The organism is Pseudomonas sp. MD330_10 (genome assembly GCF_042610415.1).
In the GTDB taxonomy this organism is placed as follows: domain Bacteria; phylum Pseudomonadota; class Gammaproteobacteria; order Pseudomonadales; family Pseudomonadaceae; genus Aquipseudomonas; species Aquipseudomonas rhodesiae.
Genome location: NZ_JBHGZU010000007.1, coordinates 156,571 through 175,119, shown reverse-complemented (window position 1 = coordinate 175,119; position 18,549 = coordinate 156,571). Strand labels below are relative to the sequence as shown.

General features: G+C 60.4%; 19 protein-coding genes. 10 read left to right on the top strand and 9 right to left on the bottom strand.

Features of this window, described 5'->3' with window-relative positions; genetic code table 11:
- Positions 1-6 precede the first annotated feature (6 nt).
- Genes speB through ACFZPT_RS13730 form a run of 4 tightly spaced genes read left to right on the top strand, consistent with a single transcriptional unit; the run spans position 7 to position 4,304 of the window.
- On the top strand, positions 7-957 hold the full coding sequence (speB, locus tag ACFZPT_RS13745; RefSeq protein ID WP_034099610.1) for an agmatinase: 951 nt from the start codon (positions 7-9) through the stop codon (positions 955-957).
- Complete coding sequence (locus ACFZPT_RS13740; protein WP_034099612.1) at positions 957-1,379, top strand: nuclear transport factor 2 family protein; 423 nt, start codon at positions 957-959, stop codon at positions 1,377-1,379. The genes speB and ACFZPT_RS13740 overlap by 1 nt, the downstream gene beginning before the upstream one ends.
- Positions 1,380-1,400: 21 nt before the next feature.
- Positions 1,401-2,897: a cytosine permease gene (locus ACFZPT_RS13735; protein ID WP_034114772.1), complete on the top strand. Its 1,497-nt coding sequence runs from the start codon at positions 1,401-1,403 to the stop codon at positions 2,895-2,897.
- Positions 2,898-2,921: 24 nt separating this feature from the next.
- Positions 2,922-4,304 carry a sodium:solute symporter gene (locus ACFZPT_RS13730; protein ID WP_034114773.1) on the top strand — a complete coding sequence of 461 codons (1,383 nt, stop codon included), beginning with the start codon at positions 2,922-2,924 and terminating at the stop codon, positions 4,302-4,304.
- A gap of 52 nt (positions 4,305-4,356) precedes the next feature.
- On the opposite strand, the gene ACFZPT_RS13725 is transcribed toward ACFZPT_RS13730, so the two are convergent.
- The 3 genes from ACFZPT_RS13725 to ACFZPT_RS13715 all read right to left on the bottom strand — a co-directional run bounded on the left by ACFZPT_RS13725 (position 4,357) and on the right by ACFZPT_RS13715 (position 7,324).
- Complete coding sequence (locus tag ACFZPT_RS13725; protein ID WP_047881300.1) at positions 4,357-5,928, bottom strand: amino acid dehydrogenase; 1,572 nt, start codon at positions 5,926-5,928, stop codon at positions 4,357-4,359.
- Between the two features lie 220 nt (positions 5,929-6,148).
- Positions 6,149-6,271 (bottom strand): PA1414 family protein, encoded by a 123-nt coding sequence (locus tag ACFZPT_RS13720; RefSeq protein WP_003193089.1) that lies wholly within the window; start codon positions 6,269-6,271, stop codon positions 6,149-6,151.
- 159 nt (positions 6,272-6,430) lie between these two features.
- Complete coding sequence (locus tag ACFZPT_RS13715) at positions 6,431-7,324, bottom strand: LysR family transcriptional regulator (protein WP_099311970.1); 894 nt, start codon at positions 7,322-7,324, stop codon at positions 6,431-6,433.
- Between the two features lie 104 nt (positions 7,325-7,428).
- On the opposite strand from ACFZPT_RS13715, the gene ACFZPT_RS13710 reads away from it, so the two are divergent.
- Positions 7,429-8,634, top strand: a complete 1,206-nt coding sequence (locus tag ACFZPT_RS13710) for an MFS transporter (protein WP_099311968.1) — start codon at positions 7,429-7,431, stop codon at positions 8,632-8,634.
- On the opposite strand, the gene ACFZPT_RS13705 is transcribed toward ACFZPT_RS13710, so the two are convergent.
- The 3 genes from ACFZPT_RS13705 to ACFZPT_RS13695 all read right to left on the bottom strand — a co-directional run bounded on the left by ACFZPT_RS13705 (position 8,546) and on the right by ACFZPT_RS13695 (position 11,471).
- On the bottom strand, positions 8,546-9,988 hold the full coding sequence (locus tag ACFZPT_RS13705; RefSeq protein ID WP_099311966.1) for an NCS1 family nucleobase:cation symporter-1: 1,443 nt from the start codon (positions 9,986-9,988) through the stop codon (positions 8,546-8,548). The genes ACFZPT_RS13710 and ACFZPT_RS13705 overlap by 89 nt on opposite strands.
- Positions 9,989-10,186: 198 nt before the next feature.
- Positions 10,187-10,582, bottom strand: coding sequence for a DUF2177 family protein (locus tag ACFZPT_RS13700; RefSeq protein WP_034099623.1), 396 nt, complete (start codon positions 10,580-10,582; stop codon positions 10,187-10,189).
- Between the two features lie 52 nt (positions 10,583-10,634).
- Entirely contained in the window at positions 10,635-11,471 is an 837-nt protein-coding gene (locus ACFZPT_RS13695) for a S1 RNA-binding domain-containing protein (protein ID WP_034099624.1), read from the bottom strand.
- 322 nt (positions 11,472-11,793) lie between these two features.
- On the opposite strand from ACFZPT_RS13695, the gene ACFZPT_RS13690 reads away from it, so the two are divergent.
- From ACFZPT_RS13690 to ACFZPT_RS13680, 3 genes are all read left to right on the top strand, one after another.
- Positions 11,794-11,973: a hypothetical protein gene (locus ACFZPT_RS13690; protein WP_003193095.1), complete on the top strand. Its 180-nt coding sequence runs from the start codon at positions 11,794-11,796 to the stop codon at positions 11,971-11,973.
- A gap of 206 nt (positions 11,974-12,179) precedes the next feature.
- Positions 12,180-12,902 (top strand): TorF family putative porin, encoded by a 723-nt coding sequence (locus tag ACFZPT_RS13685; protein ID WP_034099626.1) that lies wholly within the window; start codon positions 12,180-12,182, stop codon positions 12,900-12,902.
- Between the two features lie 66 nt (positions 12,903-12,968).
- Positions 12,969-13,835, top strand: coding sequence for a DUF6279 family lipoprotein (locus ACFZPT_RS13680; protein WP_099311963.1), 867 nt, complete (start codon positions 12,969-12,971; stop codon positions 13,833-13,835).
- A 33-nt stretch (positions 13,836-13,868) separates the two neighbouring features.
- On the opposite strand, the gene ACFZPT_RS13675 is transcribed toward ACFZPT_RS13680, so the two are convergent.
- The gene (locus ACFZPT_RS13675) at positions 13,869-14,270 is read right to left on the bottom strand and encodes a hypothetical protein (RefSeq protein WP_034099630.1); all 402 of its coding nucleotides are present in this window, start codon (positions 14,268-14,270) and stop codon (positions 13,869-13,871) included.
- A 155-nt stretch (positions 14,271-14,425) separates the two neighbouring features.
- On the opposite strand from ACFZPT_RS13675, the gene ACFZPT_RS13670 reads away from it, so the two are divergent.
- Positions 14,426-14,701, top strand: coding sequence for a hypothetical protein (locus ACFZPT_RS13670; RefSeq protein WP_034099632.1), 276 nt, complete (start codon positions 14,426-14,428; stop codon positions 14,699-14,701).
- Between the two features lie 49 nt (positions 14,702-14,750).
- Here the strand turns inward: ACFZPT_RS13670 and ACFZPT_RS13665 are convergent, their stop codons facing one another.
- Positions 14,751-16,097, bottom strand: a complete 1,347-nt coding sequence (locus ACFZPT_RS13665; protein ID WP_016979359.1) for a DEAD/DEAH box helicase — start codon at positions 16,095-16,097, stop codon at positions 14,751-14,753.
- A gap of 193 nt (positions 16,098-16,290) precedes the next feature.
- Between ACFZPT_RS13665 and ACFZPT_RS13660 the strand changes: the two genes are divergently transcribed.
- Positions 16,291-17,589, top strand: coding sequence for a mechanosensitive ion channel family protein (locus tag ACFZPT_RS13660; RefSeq protein ID WP_034099634.1), 1,299 nt, complete (start codon positions 16,291-16,293; stop codon positions 17,587-17,589).
- On the opposite strand, the gene ACFZPT_RS13655 is transcribed toward ACFZPT_RS13660, so the two are convergent.
- Entirely contained in the window at positions 17,586-18,455 is an 870-nt protein-coding gene (locus ACFZPT_RS13655; RefSeq protein ID WP_034114780.1) for a carboxylate/amino acid/amine transporter, read from the bottom strand. The genes ACFZPT_RS13660 and ACFZPT_RS13655 overlap by 4 nt on opposite strands.
- Between the last annotated feature and the right edge of the window lie 94 nt (positions 18,456-18,549).

The window sequence follows — 18,549 nt, the reverse complement described above, 5'->3', positions numbered from 1 at the left end:
ACTCCCGTGGACAAGATTTTTCACCAACCACTGGGCGGCAACGAAATGCCGCGCTTTGCCGGCATCGCCACCATGATGCGCCTGCCCCACCTGCCAACGGCCAAGGGTCTGGACGCCGCGTTTATCGGCGTGCCCTTGGACATCGGCACCTCACTGCGCGCCGGCACCCGCTTTGGGCCCCGCGAAATCCGCGCCGAATCGGTAATGATCCGCCCTTACAACATGGCCACCGGCGCCGCACCATTCGACTCGCTGTCGGTGGCGGACATCGGTGACGTGGCAATCAACACCTTCAACCTGCTGGATGCCGTGCGCATTATCGAAGAGGCGTATCACGAGATCCTCGAACACGACGTGATCCCCTTGACCCTGGGCGGCGACCACACCATCACCCTGCCGATCCTGCGGGCGATCCACAAAAAACACGGCAAGGTCGGACTGGTGCACATCGATGCACACGCCGACGTCAACGACCATATGTTCGGCGAGAAAATCGCCCACGGCACCACGTTCCGCCGCGCGGTGGAAGAAGGCCTGCTCGATTGCGACCGCGTGGTGCAGATCGGTCTGCGCGCCCAGGGCTACACCGCCGAAGACTTCAACTGGAGCCGCAAGCAGGGCTTTCGCGTAGTCCAGGCCGAAGAATGCTGGCACCACTCCCTCGCCCCTCTGATGGCCGAAGTGCGGGAAAAAGTCGGCGGCGGCCCGGTGTACCTGAGCTTCGATATCGACGGTATCGACCCGGCCTGGGCACCTGGCACCGGCACCCCGGAAATCGGCGGGTTGACCACCATTCAGGCGATCGAAATCATCCGCGGTTGCCAGGGCCTGGACTTGGTGGGTTGCGACCTGGTGGAAGTGTCGCCGCCCTACGACACCACCGGAAATACCTCCCTGCTGGGCGCGAATCTGCTGTACGAAATGCTCTGCGTGCTGCCTGGCGTGGCGCACCGTTGATGAGCGCGCACGAGGTGCTGCAAGCGGCCGCCGACCTGGTGGCCGCGTTCGCACGCAATGACCGCGCCGCCTACTTCGACGCATTCACCGCCGATGCCAGCTTTGTGTTTTATACCCTGCCCGAGCCGTTGCTGAGTCGCGACGCGTACCAGACGTTGTGGGACAGCTGGCGCAGGGACGAAGGATTCGAGGTGCTGTCCTGCACGTCGAGTAATGCCCACGTCAGCCTGCACGGGGATGTGGCGATTTTTATGCATGACGTGGCCACCGAGTTGCGCATGCATGGGGAGCACTGCTCCAGCCAGGAACGCGAGACCATTGTGTTTATTCGGCAAGGGTCTGGCACACAACAAAAACAAGGCCTGTGGCTGGCCTGTCACGAACATTTGTCCGCTATGCCGGAAGGGCTGCCGCCCCCTTAGCCAATGTGATCGGAGCTGATCATGAATAATAAAAACAACCAAAAAAGTATTCGCACCATAGAAACCAACGGGGTCGAACAGATCCCGGACCACGAGCGCACCGCCAGCCCCAAGGATCTGTTCCGACTGATCTTCGGCGGTGCCAATACCTTTGCCACCGCCGTGCTGGGCTCCTTCCCCGTACTGTTCGGCCTGTCATTCCAGGCCGGTGTGTGGGCGATTGTGCTGGGCGTGCTGGTGGGCGCGCTGATCCTGGCGCCCATGGGCCTGTTCGGGCCGCTCAACGGCACCAACAACGCGGTGTCGTCCGGCGCGCACTTCGGCGTGCATGGGCGCATTGTCGGCTCGTTTCTGTCATTGCTGACGGCGATTGCCTTCTTCTCCCTGTCGGTGTGGAGCTCGGGGGATGCGCTGGTCGGCGGAGCGAAACGTCTGATCGGCCTGCCGGAAACCGACCTGACCCTTGGCCTGGCCTACGGCATGTTTGCCCTGCTGGTGCTGACGGTGTGCATCTATGGCTTTCGTTTCATGCTGTGGGTCAATCGCATTGCCGTGTGGGCGGCCAGCCTACTGTTCCTACTGGGCATCTTTGCCTTCGCACCGACCTTTGACAGCCATTTCGCCGGCAGCTTGGCCCTCGGCCAGAGCGGCTTCTGGGCGGCCTTTATCGGCGCGGCACTGGTGGCCATGAGCAACCCGATTTCCTTCGGTGCGTTCCTGGGGGACTGGTCGCGCTACATCCCGCGCGAGACGCCGAAACTGCGCATCATGCTGGCGGTGATCGCCGCGCAGATCGCCACGCTGATTCCGTTTCTGTTCGGCCTGGCCACCGCGACCATCGTGGCGGTCAAGGCGCCGGATTACATCGCGGCCAACAACTATGTCGGCGGCCTGCTGGCGGTGGCGCCGACGTGGTTCTTCCTGCCGGTGTGCCTGATCGCGGTGATCGGCGGCATGTCCACCGGCACCACCTCGCTGTATGGCACCGGCTTGGACATGTCCAGCGTATTCCCGCGCGTGCTCTCTCGGGTCAGGGCGACATTGCTGATCGGCGTGATGTCGATTGCCTTCATCTTTATCGGACGTTTCGCCGCCAACCTGGTGCAGAGCGTGTCGACTTTCGCCGTGCTGATCATCACCTGCACCACGCCATGGATGGTGATGATGATCATCGGCCTGATCGTGCGCCGCGGCTTCTATTGCCCGGATGACCTGCAAGTGTTCACCCGCGGCGAGACCGGCGGGCGTTACTGGTTCAGCCACGGCTGGAACTGGCGCGGTTTGGGGGCATGGATTCCCAGCGCGCTGGTGGGGTTGTGCTTCGTCAACCTGCCGGGGCAGTTCGTCGGGCCGCTGGGCAACCTGGCCGACGGCATCGACATCAGCCTGCCGGTGACCCTGGGGCTGGCTTCGGTGGTGTACCTGACGCTGTTGCGGGTGTTCCCGGAGCCGGCGTCGGTGTATGGACCGACCGAGTCGGCCAGGGCTTTGGCCACTACCCGCGTGCAAACCGCCTAAAACAATAATCGGAGACTCGCCGTCATGGCTTTGGATTTATTCGTCGTACTCATCTACGCCGCCGGCATGCTCGTGCTCGGCTATTACGGCATGCGCCGCGCCAAGACCCACGAAGATTACCTGGTGGCCGGCCGCAACCTGGGCCCGTCGCTGTACATGGGCACCATGGCCGCCACGGTACTGGGTGGCGCGTCTACCGTCGGCACGGTGCGCCTGGGCTATGTGCACGGCATCTCGGGCTTTTGGCTGTGCGCGGCGCTGGGCATGGGGATCATTGCGCTGAATCTGTTTCTGGCCAAGCCGCTGCTCAAGCTCAAGATCTTCACCGTCACTCAGGTGTTGGAAAAACGCTACAACCCCATGGCGCGCCAGGCCAGCGCGGTGATCATGCTGGCGTATGCGTTGATGATCGGCGTCACCTCGATCCTGGCCATCGGCACCGTGCTGCAAGTGCTGTTCGGCCTGCCGTTCTGGGTGTCGGTGCTACTGGGCGGCGGCGTGGTGGTGGTGTATTCGACCATCGGCGGCATGTGGTCGCTGACCCTTACCGACATCGTGCAGTTCGTGATCAAGACCGTCGGCCTGATGTTTATCCTGCTGCCGATCTGCCTGTACCGCGTCGGTGGCTGGGATGAACTGGTGGCCAAGCTTCCGGCGTCGAGTTTCAGCTTCACCGCGATCGGCTGGGACACCATCATCACCTACTTCATGATCTACTTCTTCGGCATTTTGATCGGCCAGGACATCTGGCAGCGGGTGTTCACCGCCCGTGATGAAAAAGTCGCGCAGTACGCCGGAACCTTCGCCGGTTTCTACTGCGTGCTCTACGGGCTGGCCTGTGCATTGATCGGCATGGCGGCCCATGTGCTGATCCCGGACTTGGACAACGTCAACAACGCCTTCGCCGCTATCGTGAAACTGTCGCTGCCAGACGGCATTCGCGGCCTGGTGATCGCCGCAGCGCTGGCAGCGATGATGTCCACCGCCAGCGCCGGTTTGCTGGCCGCCTCTACCGTGCTGACCGAAGACCTGCTGCCGCGCCTGCGCGGCGGCAAGCAGTCGAGCCTGAGCCTCAACCGCTTGTTCACCCTGCTGACCGGCGCGACAGTGCTGGGCATTGCGTTGGTGGTCAACGACGTAATCAGCGCTCTGACCCTGGCCTACAACCTGTTGGTGGGCGGTATGTTGATCCCGCTGATCGGCGCGATCTTCTGGAAACGCGCCAGCACACCTGGCGCGATCGCCTCCATGGCCCTGGGCTTTGTGACGGCGCTGGTCTTCATGTTCAAGGATGGCCTGGATGCGAACACACCGATCTACTACAGCCTGGCGGTGGGGCTGGTGAGCTTTGTCGCGGTGAGCCTGCTGTCGCGCAAGCCACAAGGCGTGACAGCTCGGGCGGTGTGAGACAAAGCGGTTTCTTCAGCGGGTGCAACGTCGGAGGTCGCACCCGCTTTTTTTATTGGGCGTTCATGGCCAAAACCATAGGCGCTTTGGCTTGGATGATTTCCTGCACCAGAGAAGCCCACAGCAACCCCTGCGTGGTGCCCGCGGCATAGGTTCCGCCGGCGACCATGCGGTTGTGGGCGCAGCGGTACACGATGGATAGTTCTTCGAGATCATCACCCTCCAAGACCGACACAACGCAGTGCCGCCTACTCAGTGCGGCAGTTTGAGCCGGACTCAACTGCTGGGGCAGAAACCGGACCCCAGAGGCACCCAAGAGCGCCTCAAGCTCATCCCACAACGCAGTGGTCGCCTGCCCGTGTGCGAGTCGTGCCAACGAAGGGTTGTCCGCCAGCAGCTTTTCGAACAGCTCTAGCCCTGCGCGGTGACACTCAACGGGCAAGCGGTGGTCGGGCTCTGGTTCTGCTGTCGGCTGCGTTGTTGACATGGGCCACATATTGACGTGCTTAAGGCGGGCATCATCGCTGTGTCGTTCGGTTCCGTACACCGTGACCTGATAGTTGGCCAAGCGGAACATCACGGCTTGAAACAGGCTATTGATCCCCCTGCCGACGATCGACACACATGGCGCGGCGGCATCAGTTTGCACGGTCGGGATAGTGAAAGATTTGGCAAGGGACCGCTTGAGCAGGCCGCGCACGGCCATCAGGCTCTGCTGAACGCAGACGGCGTGGTCAAGGTCGCCATGGCAGGCATCGCTGGAGGTGGCTTGAATGGTGAAGGTCACCGGCCTGCGCCAGGTATCGAGACTGCATCCAAGCAGTTGAGCGCGCGAGCGAAACTCACCCAATGTGACGGACCCGCAGCCCAGCACCAATTGAAGGTGTTCAGCCACTGCCAGGGCCTGGACCGCATCGTCGCTGAACACGTCTGGCTCGACGACGCAAACCAGACGGGCGTGTGGGTGCAGACACTCAATCAACGCCCCATCGATGCGGGGCGTGGTTTCGTCATTCCGGGTCGGGCATAGGGCGACAGCATGGGCCCCCGTCAGCGCTTCGAACCGGTCCACCGCAAATGTCACTCTGCTGTCGGCGGTCTCTTGGGACTGATGCTCACCCAGCACCTTGATTCGCACATGGGGGTCACGCTCAAGCAACAATCTGACAAGCGCCTTGCCCACATTCCCGTAGCCAACTACGCCGACTTCAGAAGGCAAGGCCCCCTCGCCAAGCGTCAGCCAATGCGCCATATACGCCGCCACATGCGGCGCGTTGATGCCCGGGGTATTGATTACTCGAATATCGTTCGCTTCGCACAAGTCCAGTCGTACTTTATCCAGGCTCGTGCCTCTACGAATCAGACACAGGTCGCCAAATGGGTGGGCTGTGCGCCAGCGCTCAATGATTTCGGCGTCGATGACTTGGTCCGCGACAATCAACGCGGACGGCCGCAACAGTGCGATCTGCAACAGCAGTGTCTGCTTGGCCAGGGTGGGGGGAAGAAACACGACGTTGCCGGGGGCGTCGGCCCTCCAGCGTCTAGAGACAGGGGCGATGTGTAAAACCGTGTCGAGGGTGGCGATCAGTGAAGCGGCGACGGGCGGGACACATGAGAGCGTCATGGGCTTATCTCCAGCAGATTCATGTAGGTGCTGGAGATTTTTTCTACGCTGATTTTTCGGATTAACTAAGCCAGGCGAATCTGACAAACAAGTAGTCCGATTCCGATACTCAAAGACGAACGTGTGACACAGAGCAGACTAAGACACCTGTGGTGGCAGACTTGCCCTAACAAGCCTGCTGCTACAGTTGCGAAGTGCTCAATGTTCCCTTAATCGCGGCTCACCGGCGACGTGGGCGACGCTGCTCATCATCCGTGCGAATCGGCACCGGCTGCAGCGGTGGCTCGATCAAGCCCAGGGCGACGCCGAGGTCATGGAGCCAGTTTTGAATTTTCTCTTTCATGGTGGTGCCCCCTTTGAGGGTAGTGCGGATCGGCGGAAGCTGAATTGCCCTACATAAAATATCGCCGCTTCCTACTGATAATAGCCCTAAGTACTACGTATTGCTTGCGGCAAACCACAACGAACTATTACCGAATAGGTCTGAATCCTGACGGATCGCTCAAGCGATGGCGCGGGTGTCTGGCAGCAACTCGGCCTTGCCTGTTTGCTGCAGGTCGATCCATGCGTTGAGGTTAGCGCCGAGCATACCTTTTCGCCACATCAACCAGGTGGTCGCAGTGGCAAATTGCCCTATCAGCGGATGAACGGACACACTGTCCCTGCCCGGCAGGCTGGCAAGCATGGATTCGGACATCAACGCCACTCCCGAACCGGCAATCACACAGGCGAGCATGCCCTGATACGACTCGATCTCAATAGCGCGCCCCATGGCCACACGATCCTGGGCAAACCAGCTTTCCAGACGCGCGCGATAAGCGCAGCTGCGGCGAAAGGTGAACACTGCGCGACCAGCCACGTCCTGAGGCCCGCGCACTGGCGCATGGTCCGCTTCACAGATCAGCACCAAGCGCTCTTCGCACAACGGGATGCCATCCAAAGAGGCGATGGTCAGCGGGCCGTCCACCAAGGCCGCGTCGAGCCGCCCGGTGATCAGGCCTTCAAGCAATTCGCCACTGGGCGCCGACTGCACCTGCAAGTTCACCTGCGGATAAGCCTTGTGATAACGCGCTAACAAGGTCGGCAGGTGAATCGCCGCGGTGCTGTACATGCTGCCCAGCACAAAATCCCCTGCCGGCTGACCGCCTTGCACCGCGCTGTGGGCTTCGTCATGCAAGGCCAATAGACGCGTGCTGTAGTCCAGCAGCACCTTGCCTGCCGGGGACAACTGCAAGCGTTGACGTTCGCGCACGAACAATTCGACGCCGAGCTGTTCCTCCATCTGCTTGAGGCGTGTCGACAGGTTCGACGGCACGCGGTGCAGGCGCTCGGCCGCGCGAGTGATGGAGCCCTCTTCGGCCACCGCCTGGAAGATGCGCAATTGACTGAACTCCATGCCTTTCTCCAAAACTGAACAAGTTGCTCACTATTATTCATTTTTGCAGAAAGTCAATGCACCTTAGGCTGACCGTCATACGTTTCTTGCAGGAACCCCTGACCATGTCGCCGTTAATCCGCTTACTCGCCAGCTTCATCGCCTTGATGATGGCTATGGGCATTGGCCGTTTCGCGCTCACTCCGCAACTGCCCCACCTATTGAATGAAGGCCAGATCGACCTGACTGACGCGGGCCTGATCGCGGCCGCCAACTACCTGGGCTATTTCGTCGGCGCAGTGGATTCGATGTTCGCCCGCAGCCATCAGCATATTCGCGGCCGTCTGTACGGCGGCTTATGGCTGTGTGTGCTGCTGACCGTGGCCTCGTCTTGGGCCCATGGCTTTTGGGCGCATTTGTTACTCCGGTTCGGCACGGGAGTGGCGAGCGCGTGGGCGTTGGTGATGATCACCAGCCTGAGCCAGCCCCTGGCGCTTGCCGCCGGCCGCCCGCGCTTGGGGGCACTGGTATTTGCCGGACCGGGGCTGGGGATTTTGCTGACGGGGGTGCTGGCACTGGTCGCCAACCAAGTGGGGCAAAGTAGCGCAATACTGTGGCGGGTGTATGGCGGCGTGGCGTTGGTGATGCTGCTGGCGATTCTGCCGTTCCTGCCGCCGGTCAAGGCAACCGCCGCGCCAGGGGCCGACGTCAGCGCTGGCCGCAATGGCAGCATCACGCATCTGTGCTGGGTTTACGTGCTGTACGGCGTGGGCTACATCATCCCGGCGACCTTTCTGTCGCAAATGGCCAGTGCACAATTGAAGGGCGCCTGGCAGGCCGATCTGTTCTGGCCCTGCTTTGGCCTGGCATCGGCCCTTGGCGTGGTGGCCGCGAGCCTGCGCCGCAAGGATGCGCACACTACCCGAGTTTGGCTGATGACGACCTTATGGCTGCAAGCGGCCGGGGTGTTCGCCTGCCTGCTGGGCAATGGCTGGGGCCTGGCCTTGGGCGTGCTGCTATGCGGCGGGCCGTTCCTGGCCTGCATGCAACTGGTGATGGCGCGTCTGCGAGAGATCGCGCCCCACGGCTACCAGCGCAACACCGGGCTGCTCACCGCCAGCTTCGCCATCGGGCAACTGAGCGGCCCGTTGCTGGCCTCGATCAGCAGCCATGTGAGCGGCGGTTTGCAGCCAGCGTTGGTAATCGCCGGTGCAGGTCTGTTAGTGGCGGGCGGGATCGTCCTCAGCTCGCAACCAACGGCACCGGCACGCGACCCTGCTCGCGTCGCGCCAGCACCAGAAAGAACAGGCCGCCCAGCAAACACCCAGTGAACCAAGCGAAGTTGGCCAGGCCCTGCAATGCCGGGGTGAAGGTGATCGCAACGCCCACCAGCGTCGCGGGCACCAGCGCCTTGACGGCTGTCCAGTTCACACCGCCTTCGAAGTAATAACGTCCGTTCGGGCTGTCATCGAACAGCGCATCCACATCGATCCGTTGTTTTTTGATCAGGTAGAAGTCCACCAGCAGGATGCCGAACAGCGGCCCGATGAACGCCGCGAGAATATCCAGGGTGTAGTGGATCATCAGCGGGTTATTGAACAGGTTCCACGGGGTGATGAAGATCGAGGCCACCGCCGCGATCATGCCCCCGGCGCGCCAGCTGATTTTGCTCGGCGCGACGTTGGCGAAGTCGAACGCCGGGGATACAAAGTTGGCGACGATATTGATGCCGATGGTCGCGGTTACAAATGCAAAGGCACCGAGCAGAACAGCCATGCTGTTATCGATCCGCGAGACGGTGGCTATGGGGTCATGCAGCATCTCGCCAAACACCGGCAAGGTGCCTGAAACAATCACCACGGTGACCAGGGAAAACGCCAGAAAATTCACCGGTAGGCCCCAGAAATTACCGCGTCGCACGTCTTGCATGCTGCGGCAGTAGCGGCTGAAATCGCCGAAATTCAGGGTGGGCCCAGAAAAGTACGACACCACCAACGCCGTGGCGACGATCACCTGGCCAAACGCTTGCCAACCCGACAGGGATTTTTCCGCCAGGGTGAAACTGATATTCGCCCAACCCGCCTTCCACACAATCCAGCCGGCCAGGATAAACATCACGGCGTACACCACCGGGCCCGCCCAATCGATAAAACGGCGGATGGATTCCATCCCGGCCCAGAACACGGCGGCTTGCAGCACCCATAGGCTGAGAAAACCAAACCAGCCCAGGTAGGAGAGGCCCGCGAAATGCGGCTCGGCATAGACCGCCATTTGTGGGAAGAATCGCAGTACCACGATGATCAAGGCACTCGACGCTAAGTAGGTCTGAATGCCATACCACGCCACGGCGATCAGGCCGCGAATCACCGCGGGAATATTCGCACCGAACACCCCGAACGCCAGACGGCAAATCACCGGGTAAGGCACTGCCGCTTGCTGGCTGGGCTTGGCCACCAGATTGGCGATCAATTGCACGATACAGATGCCGGCGAGCAAGGCGATCAACACCTGCCAACTGGCCAGCCCCAGCGCGAACAGGCTGGCGGCGAACACGTAGCCACCGACGCTGTGCACGTCGCTCATCCAGAAGGCAAAGATGTTGTACCAGGTCCACTTTTGCGGGAGTGGACCAAGGTCCTGGTTGTACAGGCGTGGGCTGTAGCCGTTGGGCAATTGTTCGGTCATCGCTGGCTCCTCGTCATACCGGCCTGCGCTGCCGTAGCAGGTGCATACGGGAGGCGGCATGGTTTGTATACGAGATCGTCAGCAGAATACGTGCCAATGGCACACAATCCCTGTGTTACGGCAGTCCAAGGGGATCAGCGAACCTTAATCAGCGGCACTTCGCTCAGCAACGGTGCAGATTTATCCTGTACACAATCATCAGTGCACCCGATGTGCACACACGTAACCCACCGTGCAGCAGGCCGCCGTGAGGAAGGTGCCCCAAGCCATGTCCATCACTGCCAGTTGAGCGGACCAACCCTGCAACGTGGCCCAGTTGCTTAGATCATAAGTGCCGTACGCCACCAGCCCCAACAATGCGCCCAAGCGCGCCGCGCGCTGCCAACTGACGCTGGGCAGCACCACGAATACCACGCAGCCGAGCACATACAAGAGATAGAAGAGCACCGCGGGCAACAGCCGAGGTTGATCGAGCATCAGAGGGCCCAGCAGGGATTTGTAGGTGGGGCCCATAAGGACGCCGAGCCAGAGGCCGTCCAGAATCAAAAAGGCGAGCAACGTGCCCAGGTAGGCAAACAGGATTTTCTTGGTCATGGAAACAGCCTCTGTAGGCGCCGGTCAGCGCCTACAGAAGAGCAAAACGCCCTCAGCTTAGTTCAATGCGATCGGCATGAATCACGATCTGGCCCTGTTTGTAGAGCGCGCCGATGGCTTTCTTGAAGTTGCCTTTGCTCACGCCGAACAAGTTGCTGATCACCGCCGGATCGCTTTTATCGCTGACCGGCAAGGTGCCGTTGTTTTCGCGCAACTTGGCGAGGATCTTCGAGTTCAGGCTGGAGGCCGCTTCCTGACCGACCGGTTGCAGGCTCAAGCTGATGTTGCCGTCGGCGCGGATCTCCTTGATAAAGCCTTTCTCTTCCTTGCCGGGACGCAGGAATTTGAAGACTTCGTTCTTGTGGATCAAGCCCCAGTGCTTGTTGTTGATGATCGCCTTGAAACCCATATCGGTGGCTTCAGCCACCAGCAGATCGACTTCCTGGCCCACCTGATAGTTGGCGGGTGTCTTGTCCAGGTAGCGATCAAGGCGCGCGGTGGCGGTGATGCGCTTAGTGTGCTTGTCGAGATAGACATGCACCACGCAATACTCACCCGCGCTCAACTGACGCTTTTCTTCCGAGTAAGGCAGCAACAGATCTTTGGGCAGCCCCCAATCGAGGAATACACCAATGCTGTTGACTTCCACTACTTTCAAACTGGCGAACTCGCCCACTTGAACTTTGGGCTTTTCAGTTGTAGCGATAAGTTTGTCATCGCTGTCCAGATAAATAAAAACGTTAAGCCAGTCTTCATCTTCACTGGGAATATCTTTGGGGATATACCGATTAGGCAAGAGGATTTCACCGTCTTGCGCACCATCGAGGTACAAACCAAAGTTAGTGTGTTTAACCACTTGCAAGCTGTTGTAGCGCCCGACTAAAGCCATTTCCAAACCCCTCGTTACGTGGGCGGCATTCTACCCGAGTTGTGCCCGCCACGCGCGCACGCCTGAAAAATCCAGGGGTTGCGTGGCTTTCTGCTGGCCCTGCCCCGCTCGTCAGATCATCCCGATGAATTTTGCCCGGAGCGCCAGGCCAGTCGTTCCAGGGCTTTCCAGTTAAAACAGTAAGTTAGCGGGTTATTCATAGGCCCAACTTTGCCCATTTTCAACCGGGCGCTTTATTCTCAGGGGATATTTACCAAGCAATTGTCAAGTATTTCATGTACGATGCCTGGCCAAGTTAATTCTCTACAGGTTAGTGGCCGCCATGCGTGTAAAAGCATCCAACAGCAAAGCAAAGCCAGCTCCCGCCGTTGAAACCAGCGAATCGATCAACAGCCAGATTGCTGCGTTCCTTAAATCCGGTGGCGAAATCCAGCAAATTGCCAAGGGCGTAAGCGGCCAGACTTTCGGCCCGTCCAAGCAGATCAGCCTGGGCAAGAAGTAACACTCTCGCAACACACCTGGTCCCTAAGCGCCTTGCCTTCAAGGCGCTAGGACTAGCGTCAGTACCACCCTCCCATTGCATTCAATAGCACCCTAATCGACGAACGGGCCTCACCGACTGCTATTCGCCGGTATCCTTGCACGCGTCTAGCGCGGGCATCTGCCCGATTTTTCCGTCACTGCTCCTCGCTTTTCATGGAGTGAAGCATGTTTAAACCCTGCATATTCCTGATCACTGCCCTGGTCGCCAGCCCTCTGGCCGAAGCGCAAATCTTCCAACGCGAATTGGGCGACTTCGACCTGAAACTGGGTACAACCCCCAGCCGCAGCATGGCCCAGGGCCTGGTCAAGCCGACGTCGCCGGGCAGTGGCTCGTTCCACGGCGGCCTGGATCTGAGCCACGACAGCGGCCTGTACTTCGGCCAGTTCTCGCCGAACATGGGGCTATCCTCCTCCAGCAACCTCGAAATCGATTCGTATATGGGCTTCAAACACCCTTTCGATCAGACCCTGGGCTACGAAGTCGGCTTGATCCACTACAGCTACCCCACCCTCAGCCCGCTCAACAGCCAGGAGTTCTACGGAGGTCTGAACCTGCTCGGCAATCGTTTCGGCGCCTCCTTCAGCAACGACCCGGACCGCCAGGACAGCACCCTCTTTGCCGACCTTAGCGGCACACAGCCGTTCGGGATCGGGGTAAGCATGAAGTACACCACCCATCAGTTAGGCTCGCCAGTGTCGGTGGATGGCGGCTCCATCAGCAGTTTCAGCGACTGGTCGGTGCAGTTTTCCCGCGCCTGGAAGGGCATCGACCTGGACCTGATCTACAGCGATTCCAGCCTCAGTGGCGGCAATTGCTCCGCCTACTCCGGGCACAACGCGCAATGCGATGGCCTGCTGACTCTCAAGGCCGTGCGCTCGTTTTATTGATGGGCTGAACTGTCGGACCCGGCCAGGGTTCACATGCACAAGTCCCCTCTGTGCAAGTATCCGCTCATGCTGCGTCGGCTCAAACTATTGGTGGTAGTACTGACCCTGAGCCTGGTGCTCGCCGGCTGCAATCGCGTGGGCCTGGCCTATCGCAATCTGGACGTGATCATCCCCTGGACTCTCAATGACTACCTGGACATGAACGCCGGGCAGAAGAGCTGGTTCAACGACACACTCAAAGAACACCTGGCCTGGCATTGCACCACGCAACTGCCGGGTTACCTGGACTGGCTGGACCGTCTGCAACAGATGGTGGACGCCAATCAAGTCACGGACGCCGCGCTGCAAACCCGCACCGTCGAGGCCAAACAAGCGATTGCCGAAGTAGCACGAGAAATCACCCCGTCGGCCATCGAGCTGCTGCAAGGGCTGGACGATGAGCAGGTCGAGGACATGAACGCCGCGTTGGTCAAAGACCTGCGCAAGCGTCAGGACGAATACCTCAAGCCCCCACTGCAACAGCAGATCAAGGAGCGCGCCGAACGCATGCGCAAGCGCCTGGACAGCTGGATGGGCCCGCTCAGCCCCAGCCAGCAAGCCCGCGTCCTGGCCTGGTCGGTCGCGCTGGGTGAGCAGAATGAGCAGTGGATCGGCAACCGCGCCCATTGGCAGGCGCAGTTTATCGACGCGGTCCAGCAACGCCGCAGTGCCGATTTCCCACAAAAGATGCAGCAACTGCTGGTGGACCGTGAAAGCCTATGGACCCCGCAATACCGTGCCGCCTACGCCCAGACTGAAGCGCAAGCGCGAAGCCTGATCGTCGACTTGATGGCCGACAGCACGCCGCAACAGCGGTTAAAACTCACCCAGAAAATCGACGGCGTGCGCAGCGACTTCAAGGCACTCAAGTGCCTCAAGGCCGCTGCCCGTTGAAATGCGGGCTGCCTTAGCAACTCGACAACGATCCTAGATCGCGCCGCCCGCAATCGCCGCTTCGGAAGCCACGCGATCAAAGGTTTCAGGGTCCAATGCGTCTTCCTGCTCGTCCATGACCTGACGCGGATGAGCGTTGCCAGGAATGGAGCTGTCAATCAGGGACAGCAGGCTCGCTCCCCGTGGGGTCAAAATGAAATTCTCGCCGTTACCGCCCTGTTCTTCCGGGCGCGATTCGATAAAGCCGCGTTTGAACAGCAACGCTTCATAGTCGGCAGCGGTCTTTTTCAGCGTATCCAGGTTGCCGATGGACTCACCGGCCGTGGCCTTGTCGGCGGCTTCCTGCTCCGCATATTTGCGCGGGGCAAAGCTGCCCTCGCCGTTCTGCACTTCGTGCAGCAAACGTTCGATCAAATCCCAGTTGTAAGTCGTCATCCTGATTCCTCCTGCGGGCGTGAGCAAAAGTGGCCCGTCAGCAGGTGGGACCTGTCACGTCGGCAGCCGTTCAGCCGAATGGACGGGCGTCATTTCTCTGAACTTTCCAGACGTTCGCCCCCTCAACTGCGTACAAACGCCAAGGAGGTCGCCCCATGAAAACCCTGATGAATCTAACCGTCGCCGCCGCTCTGCTCACCGCCCTGCCGACCTGGGCCTGTACGCCGGAAGAAGCCACCGCCAAGCGCGAGGAGCTGGCTAAACAAGTGACCCGGCTCACCGAACAGAACCCAGCCAAGGCCAAGGAGATGAACGACGAACTGCAGAAAATGGACCTGGACACCGAGAGCGCGGAGTTCCCCGACAAATGTCAGTTGATCGACGCGCGCCTCAAAGAACTGAAAGAGGCCGCCGCCAAGGCCGAAAACTGAGCCCATAAAAAAACCGGACATCGTCCGGTTTTTTTATATCGCCCCAGGCTTATTCAGCAGCTGGCGCTTCGGGTTTGCGGCGCTTGAGCGGGGCCATGCCGTCCTTGCTCACCAACGACAGGTTGTCGGTCTTCGGGCGGTTGGCGATCTTGCGCTTGGTCGGCGACTTGGCGCCGGTTTTCTTCTTGTCGCCCTTGGCGTCGGTCTTTTTCTTCTTCACGCCGACGGCCTTGCCCGACGCCTTGACCTTCTTCGGCCCGGTGTAGGTGCCTTTGACTTCCTTGATGGTGCGGCGCTCGAACGACTGCTTGAGGTAGCGTTCGATACTCGACATCAGGTTCCAGTCGCCGTGGCAGATCAGCGAGATGGCCAGGCCATCGTTGCCGGCCCGCCCGGTGCGGCCGATACGGTGCACGTATTCGTCGCCGCTGCGCGGCATGTCGAAGTTGATCACCAGGTCGAGGCCATCCACGTCCAGGCCACGGGCGGCCACGTCGGTGGCCACCAGGATCTTCACACCGCCGGCCTTGAGGCGGTCGATGGCGAGCTTGCGATCTTTCTGGTCTTTCTCGCCGTGCAGCACGAACGCCTTGTATTCCTGGGCGACCAGGCGGCCGTAGATGCGGTCGGCGGCGGCGCGGGTGTTGGTGAACACAATGGCTTTCTGATAGGTCTCGTTGGCCAGCAGCCAGTTGAGGATCTGCTCTTTGTGCACATTATGGTCGGCGGTGACGATCTGCTGACGCGTGGTGGCGTTGAGGTCGCTGACGTTGTTGACCTGCAGGTGTTCCGGGTTGTTCAGCACCTTGGCGACCATGTCGCGCAGGGTCGAACCGCCGGTGGTGGCGGAGAACAACATGGTCTGTTGACGGTTGACGCACTCGCCCACCAGGCGCTGCACGTCGTCGGCAAAGCCCATGTCGAGCATGCGGTCGGCTTCGTCGAGTACCAGCACTTCGACTTCCTTGAGGTCCAGGTTGCCGGCGTTGAGTTGTTCGATCATGCGCCCTGGCGTGCCGATCAGAATGTCCGGCACCTTACGCAGCATGGCGGCCTGCACCTTGAAGTCTTCACCGCCGGTGATGATGCCGGACTTGATGAAGGTGAACTGCGAGAAGCGTTCGACTTCCTTCAGGGTCTGCTGGGCCAGCTCGCGGGTCGGCAGCAGGATCAGGGTCTTGATGCTGACGCGGACCTTGGCCGGGCCAATCAAACGATTCAGGACCGGCAGGACGAAAGCGGCGGTCTTGCCGCTACCGGTTTGCGCTGTCACCCGCAGGTCACGCCCTTCGAGCGCGAGCGGGATGGCCGCGGCTTGCACAGGCGTAGGCTCGACAAATTTAAGCTCGGCCACGGCTTTGAGCAGGCGTTCGTGCAGGGCGAATTGGGAAAACACGGGTGCTACCTCGAAGAAATGCAAAATATCAGCTGCATAGGGTAACGGTTTCGGGCGTCCAAACCGAGTTTCTTTACGCGAACGGGCCCAATCAGGCGTTTTTTTGTGCTTGATTGTGTCGGCGACGTCAACTTTGTCGCACTCAGGTGCTCTAATCGCCCCCGACTTGTCTTACCGAGGAATCGCTTTATTCATGGATATCAAACAGCTCTGGCGCAACGTCCAAGACCTTTGGGACGCACTCGACCAACATCCCATGCTGCATGCGGGCCTGGGCTTGCTGGTATTGCTGGTGGTGGCCCTGGTGCTGGGTCGGGTGGCGCGCTACCTGATCCTGCACGCGGTCAAACTGCTCGGGCGCCAACCGGCCCTGCACTGGCTCAACGACCTGCGGCACAACAAGGTTTTCCATCGTCTGGCGCAGATGACACCGTCTCTGGTGATTCAGTTCGGCCTGTATCTGGTGCCCGACCTGAGCAAGACCGCCACGTTGTTCATCGGCAACGTGGCCCTGGCGTTCACCATCCTGTTCCTGGTGCTGGCCATAAGCGCCCTGCTCAACGCCCTGCTGGACATCTACGCCCGCACCGAACACGCACGCACCCGTTCGATCAAGGGCTATGTGCAATTGGCCAAGATGGTGCTGTTCGTGTTCGGCGCGATCATCATCGTTGCCACCCTGATCGACCGGTCGCCGCTGTTGCTGTTGTCCGGCCTGGGTGCAATGTCGGCGGTGATTCTGTTGGTCTACAAGGACACGCTGCTGTCGTTCGTCGCCAGCGTGCAGTTGACCAGCAACGACATGCTACGGGTCGGCGACTGGATTGAAATGCCCCAGGTCGGCGCCGACGGCGATGTGGTGGACATCACCTTGCACACGGTGAAAGTGCAGAACTTCGATAAAACCATCGTCTCCATCCCCACCTGGCGCTTGATGTCCGAATCGTTCAAAAACTGGCGCGGCATGCAGGCCTCGGGCGGGCGGCGCATCAAGCGCAGCTTGTTCATCGATGCCAGCGGCGTGCGCTTCCTGCGTGACGACGAAGAAGTGCGCATGACCCAGGTGCACCTGCTCACCGATTACATCAGCCGCAAGCAAGCCGAACTCAGGGCCTGGAACCAAGCTCAGGGTCACAGCGCGCAGTTGTCGGCCAACCGCCGGCGCATGACCAACCTCGGCACCTTCCGCGCCTACGCGCTGGCCTACCTGAAAAGCCACCCGGACATCCAGCCGAACATGACCTGCATGGTCCGCCAGATGCAGACCACCGCCCAAGGCGTGCCGCTGGAGATCTACTGCTTCACCCGCACCACGGCGTGGGCCGATTACGAACGAATCCAGGGCGATATCTTCGATTACCTGCTGGCGGTGTTGCCGGAGTTCGGCCTGAGCCTGTACCAGCAACCCAGTGGCAACGATCTGCGGGCGGGGATGCTGCCGGCGGTGGCGGGCGCCAGTCATTTAGCAGCCCCGGATTACCCGGCGGTTTAAGCCAGCGAGCGGTTGGGCGACTTGACGCCCAACCGACTGATCCACACCGCCCCCACAATCACCAGCCCGCCCAAGGCCAACCGGCCCAGCGGCTCGTGCTGGTTCCAGATCAACAGGTTGAGCAACAACCCAACCGGTACGTGCAAGTTATTCATCACCGCCAGGGTGCCGCCGTTGACCAGGCATGCGCCCTTGTTCCACCAGTACAGGCCCAATGCCGTGCTGACCAGGCCGAGGAACACCAGTACACCCCACTGCAGCGGCGCTTGCGGCAGAAAATCAGCTTTGCCGAACAACAGGAACGCCGGCAACACCACCAGCAATGCGCCAAGGTAGAAATAGCCGAAGCGTCGGTAGTGCGGCAGGTCGCTCGGGTAGCGCGCCACCAGGTGCTTGTACATGACCTGCCCGGCGGCATAGGTGAAGTTGGCCAATTGCAGCAGCAAAAAGCCCATCAGGAAGTGCGGGGTGACCTGGTCGAAGCGAATCACTGCCGCACCCGCCACTGCCACCAGGGCAGCCAGCAATGCCCAGGGATTAAAGCGGCGGTTGAGAGCATCTTCGATCAGGGTCACATGCAGTGGCGTGAGGATGGTGAACAGCAGCACCTCCGGCACGGTAAGCACGCGAAAGCTCAGGTACAGGCACACGTAGGTCACGCCGAACTGCAGCGCGCCGATCACCAGCATGCCGCGCATGAACGCCGGCTCCACCGAACGCCAGCGCGTCAGCGGGATAAACACCAGCCCGGCCAGCACCACGCGCACCAGCACCGCGAAGTAGCTGTCGACGTGACCGGCGAGGTATTCGCCGATCAAGCTGAAGGAAAATGCCTGAATCAGGGTGACAACCAGTAGATAGCCCATGCGCGCCTCGTTTCGAATGGGCGGGACATTAAAGCTTTTCGTCGCGGGACGAAACTCGGGGCAAAAAAAACCCGACCTCGCTAAAGCGTCAGTC

Excerpts from the sequence above, each read along its gene's own strand:
- ACFZPT_RS13740 (WP_034099612.1), top strand. The coding sequence starts at position 957 with ATGAGCGCGCACGAGGTGCTGCAAGCGGCCGCCGACCTGGTGGCCGCG.
- ACFZPT_RS13735 (WP_034114772.1), top strand. The coding sequence starts at position 1,401 with ATGAATAATAAAAACAACCAAAAAAGTATTCGCACCATAGAAACCAAC.
- ACFZPT_RS13730 (WP_034114773.1), top strand. The coding sequence starts at position 2,922 with ATGGCTTTGGATTTATTCGTCGTACTCATCTACGCCGCCGGCATGCTC.
- ACFZPT_RS13725 (WP_047881300.1), bottom strand. The coding sequence starts at position 5,928 with ATGACGCTCTCATGTGTCCCGCCCGTCGCCGCTTCACTGATCGCCACC.
- ACFZPT_RS13720 (WP_003193089.1), bottom strand. The coding sequence starts at position 6,271 with ATGAAAGAGAAAATTCAAAACTGGCTCCATGACCTCGGCGTCGCCCTG.
- ACFZPT_RS13715 (WP_099311970.1), bottom strand. The coding sequence starts at position 7,324 with ATGGAGTTCAGTCAATTGCGCATCTTCCAGGCGGTGGCCGAAGAGGGC.
- ACFZPT_RS13710 (WP_099311968.1), top strand. The coding sequence starts at position 7,429 with ATGTCGCCGTTAATCCGCTTACTCGCCAGCTTCATCGCCTTGATGATG.
- ACFZPT_RS13705 (WP_099311966.1), bottom strand. The coding sequence starts at position 9,988 with ATGACCGAACAATTGCCCAACGGCTACAGCCCACGCCTGTACAACCAG.
- ACFZPT_RS13700 (WP_034099623.1), bottom strand. The coding sequence starts at position 10,582 with ATGACCAAGAAAATCCTGTTTGCCTACCTGGGCACGTTGCTCGCCTTT.
- ACFZPT_RS13695 (WP_034099624.1), bottom strand. The coding sequence starts at position 11,471 with ATGGCTTTAGTCGGGCGCTACAACAGCTTGCAAGTGGTTAAACACACT.
- ACFZPT_RS13690 (WP_003193095.1), top strand. The coding sequence starts at position 11,794 with ATGCGTGTAAAAGCATCCAACAGCAAAGCAAAGCCAGCTCCCGCCGTT.
- ACFZPT_RS13685 (WP_034099626.1), top strand. The coding sequence starts at position 12,180 with ATGTTTAAACCCTGCATATTCCTGATCACTGCCCTGGTCGCCAGCCCT.
- ACFZPT_RS13680 (WP_099311963.1), top strand. The coding sequence starts at position 12,969 with ATGCTGCGTCGGCTCAAACTATTGGTGGTAGTACTGACCCTGAGCCTG.
- ACFZPT_RS13675 (WP_034099630.1), bottom strand. The coding sequence starts at position 14,270 with ATGACGACTTACAACTGGGATTTGATCGAACGTTTGCTGCACGAAGTG.
- ACFZPT_RS13670 (WP_034099632.1), top strand. The coding sequence starts at position 14,426 with ATGAAAACCCTGATGAATCTAACCGTCGCCGCCGCTCTGCTCACCGCC.
- ACFZPT_RS13660 (WP_034099634.1), top strand. The coding sequence starts at position 16,291 with ATGGATATCAAACAGCTCTGGCGCAACGTCCAAGACCTTTGGGACGCA.
- ACFZPT_RS13655 (WP_034114780.1), bottom strand. The coding sequence starts at position 18,455 with ATGGGCTATCTACTGGTTGTCACCCTGATTCAGGCATTTTCCTTCAGC.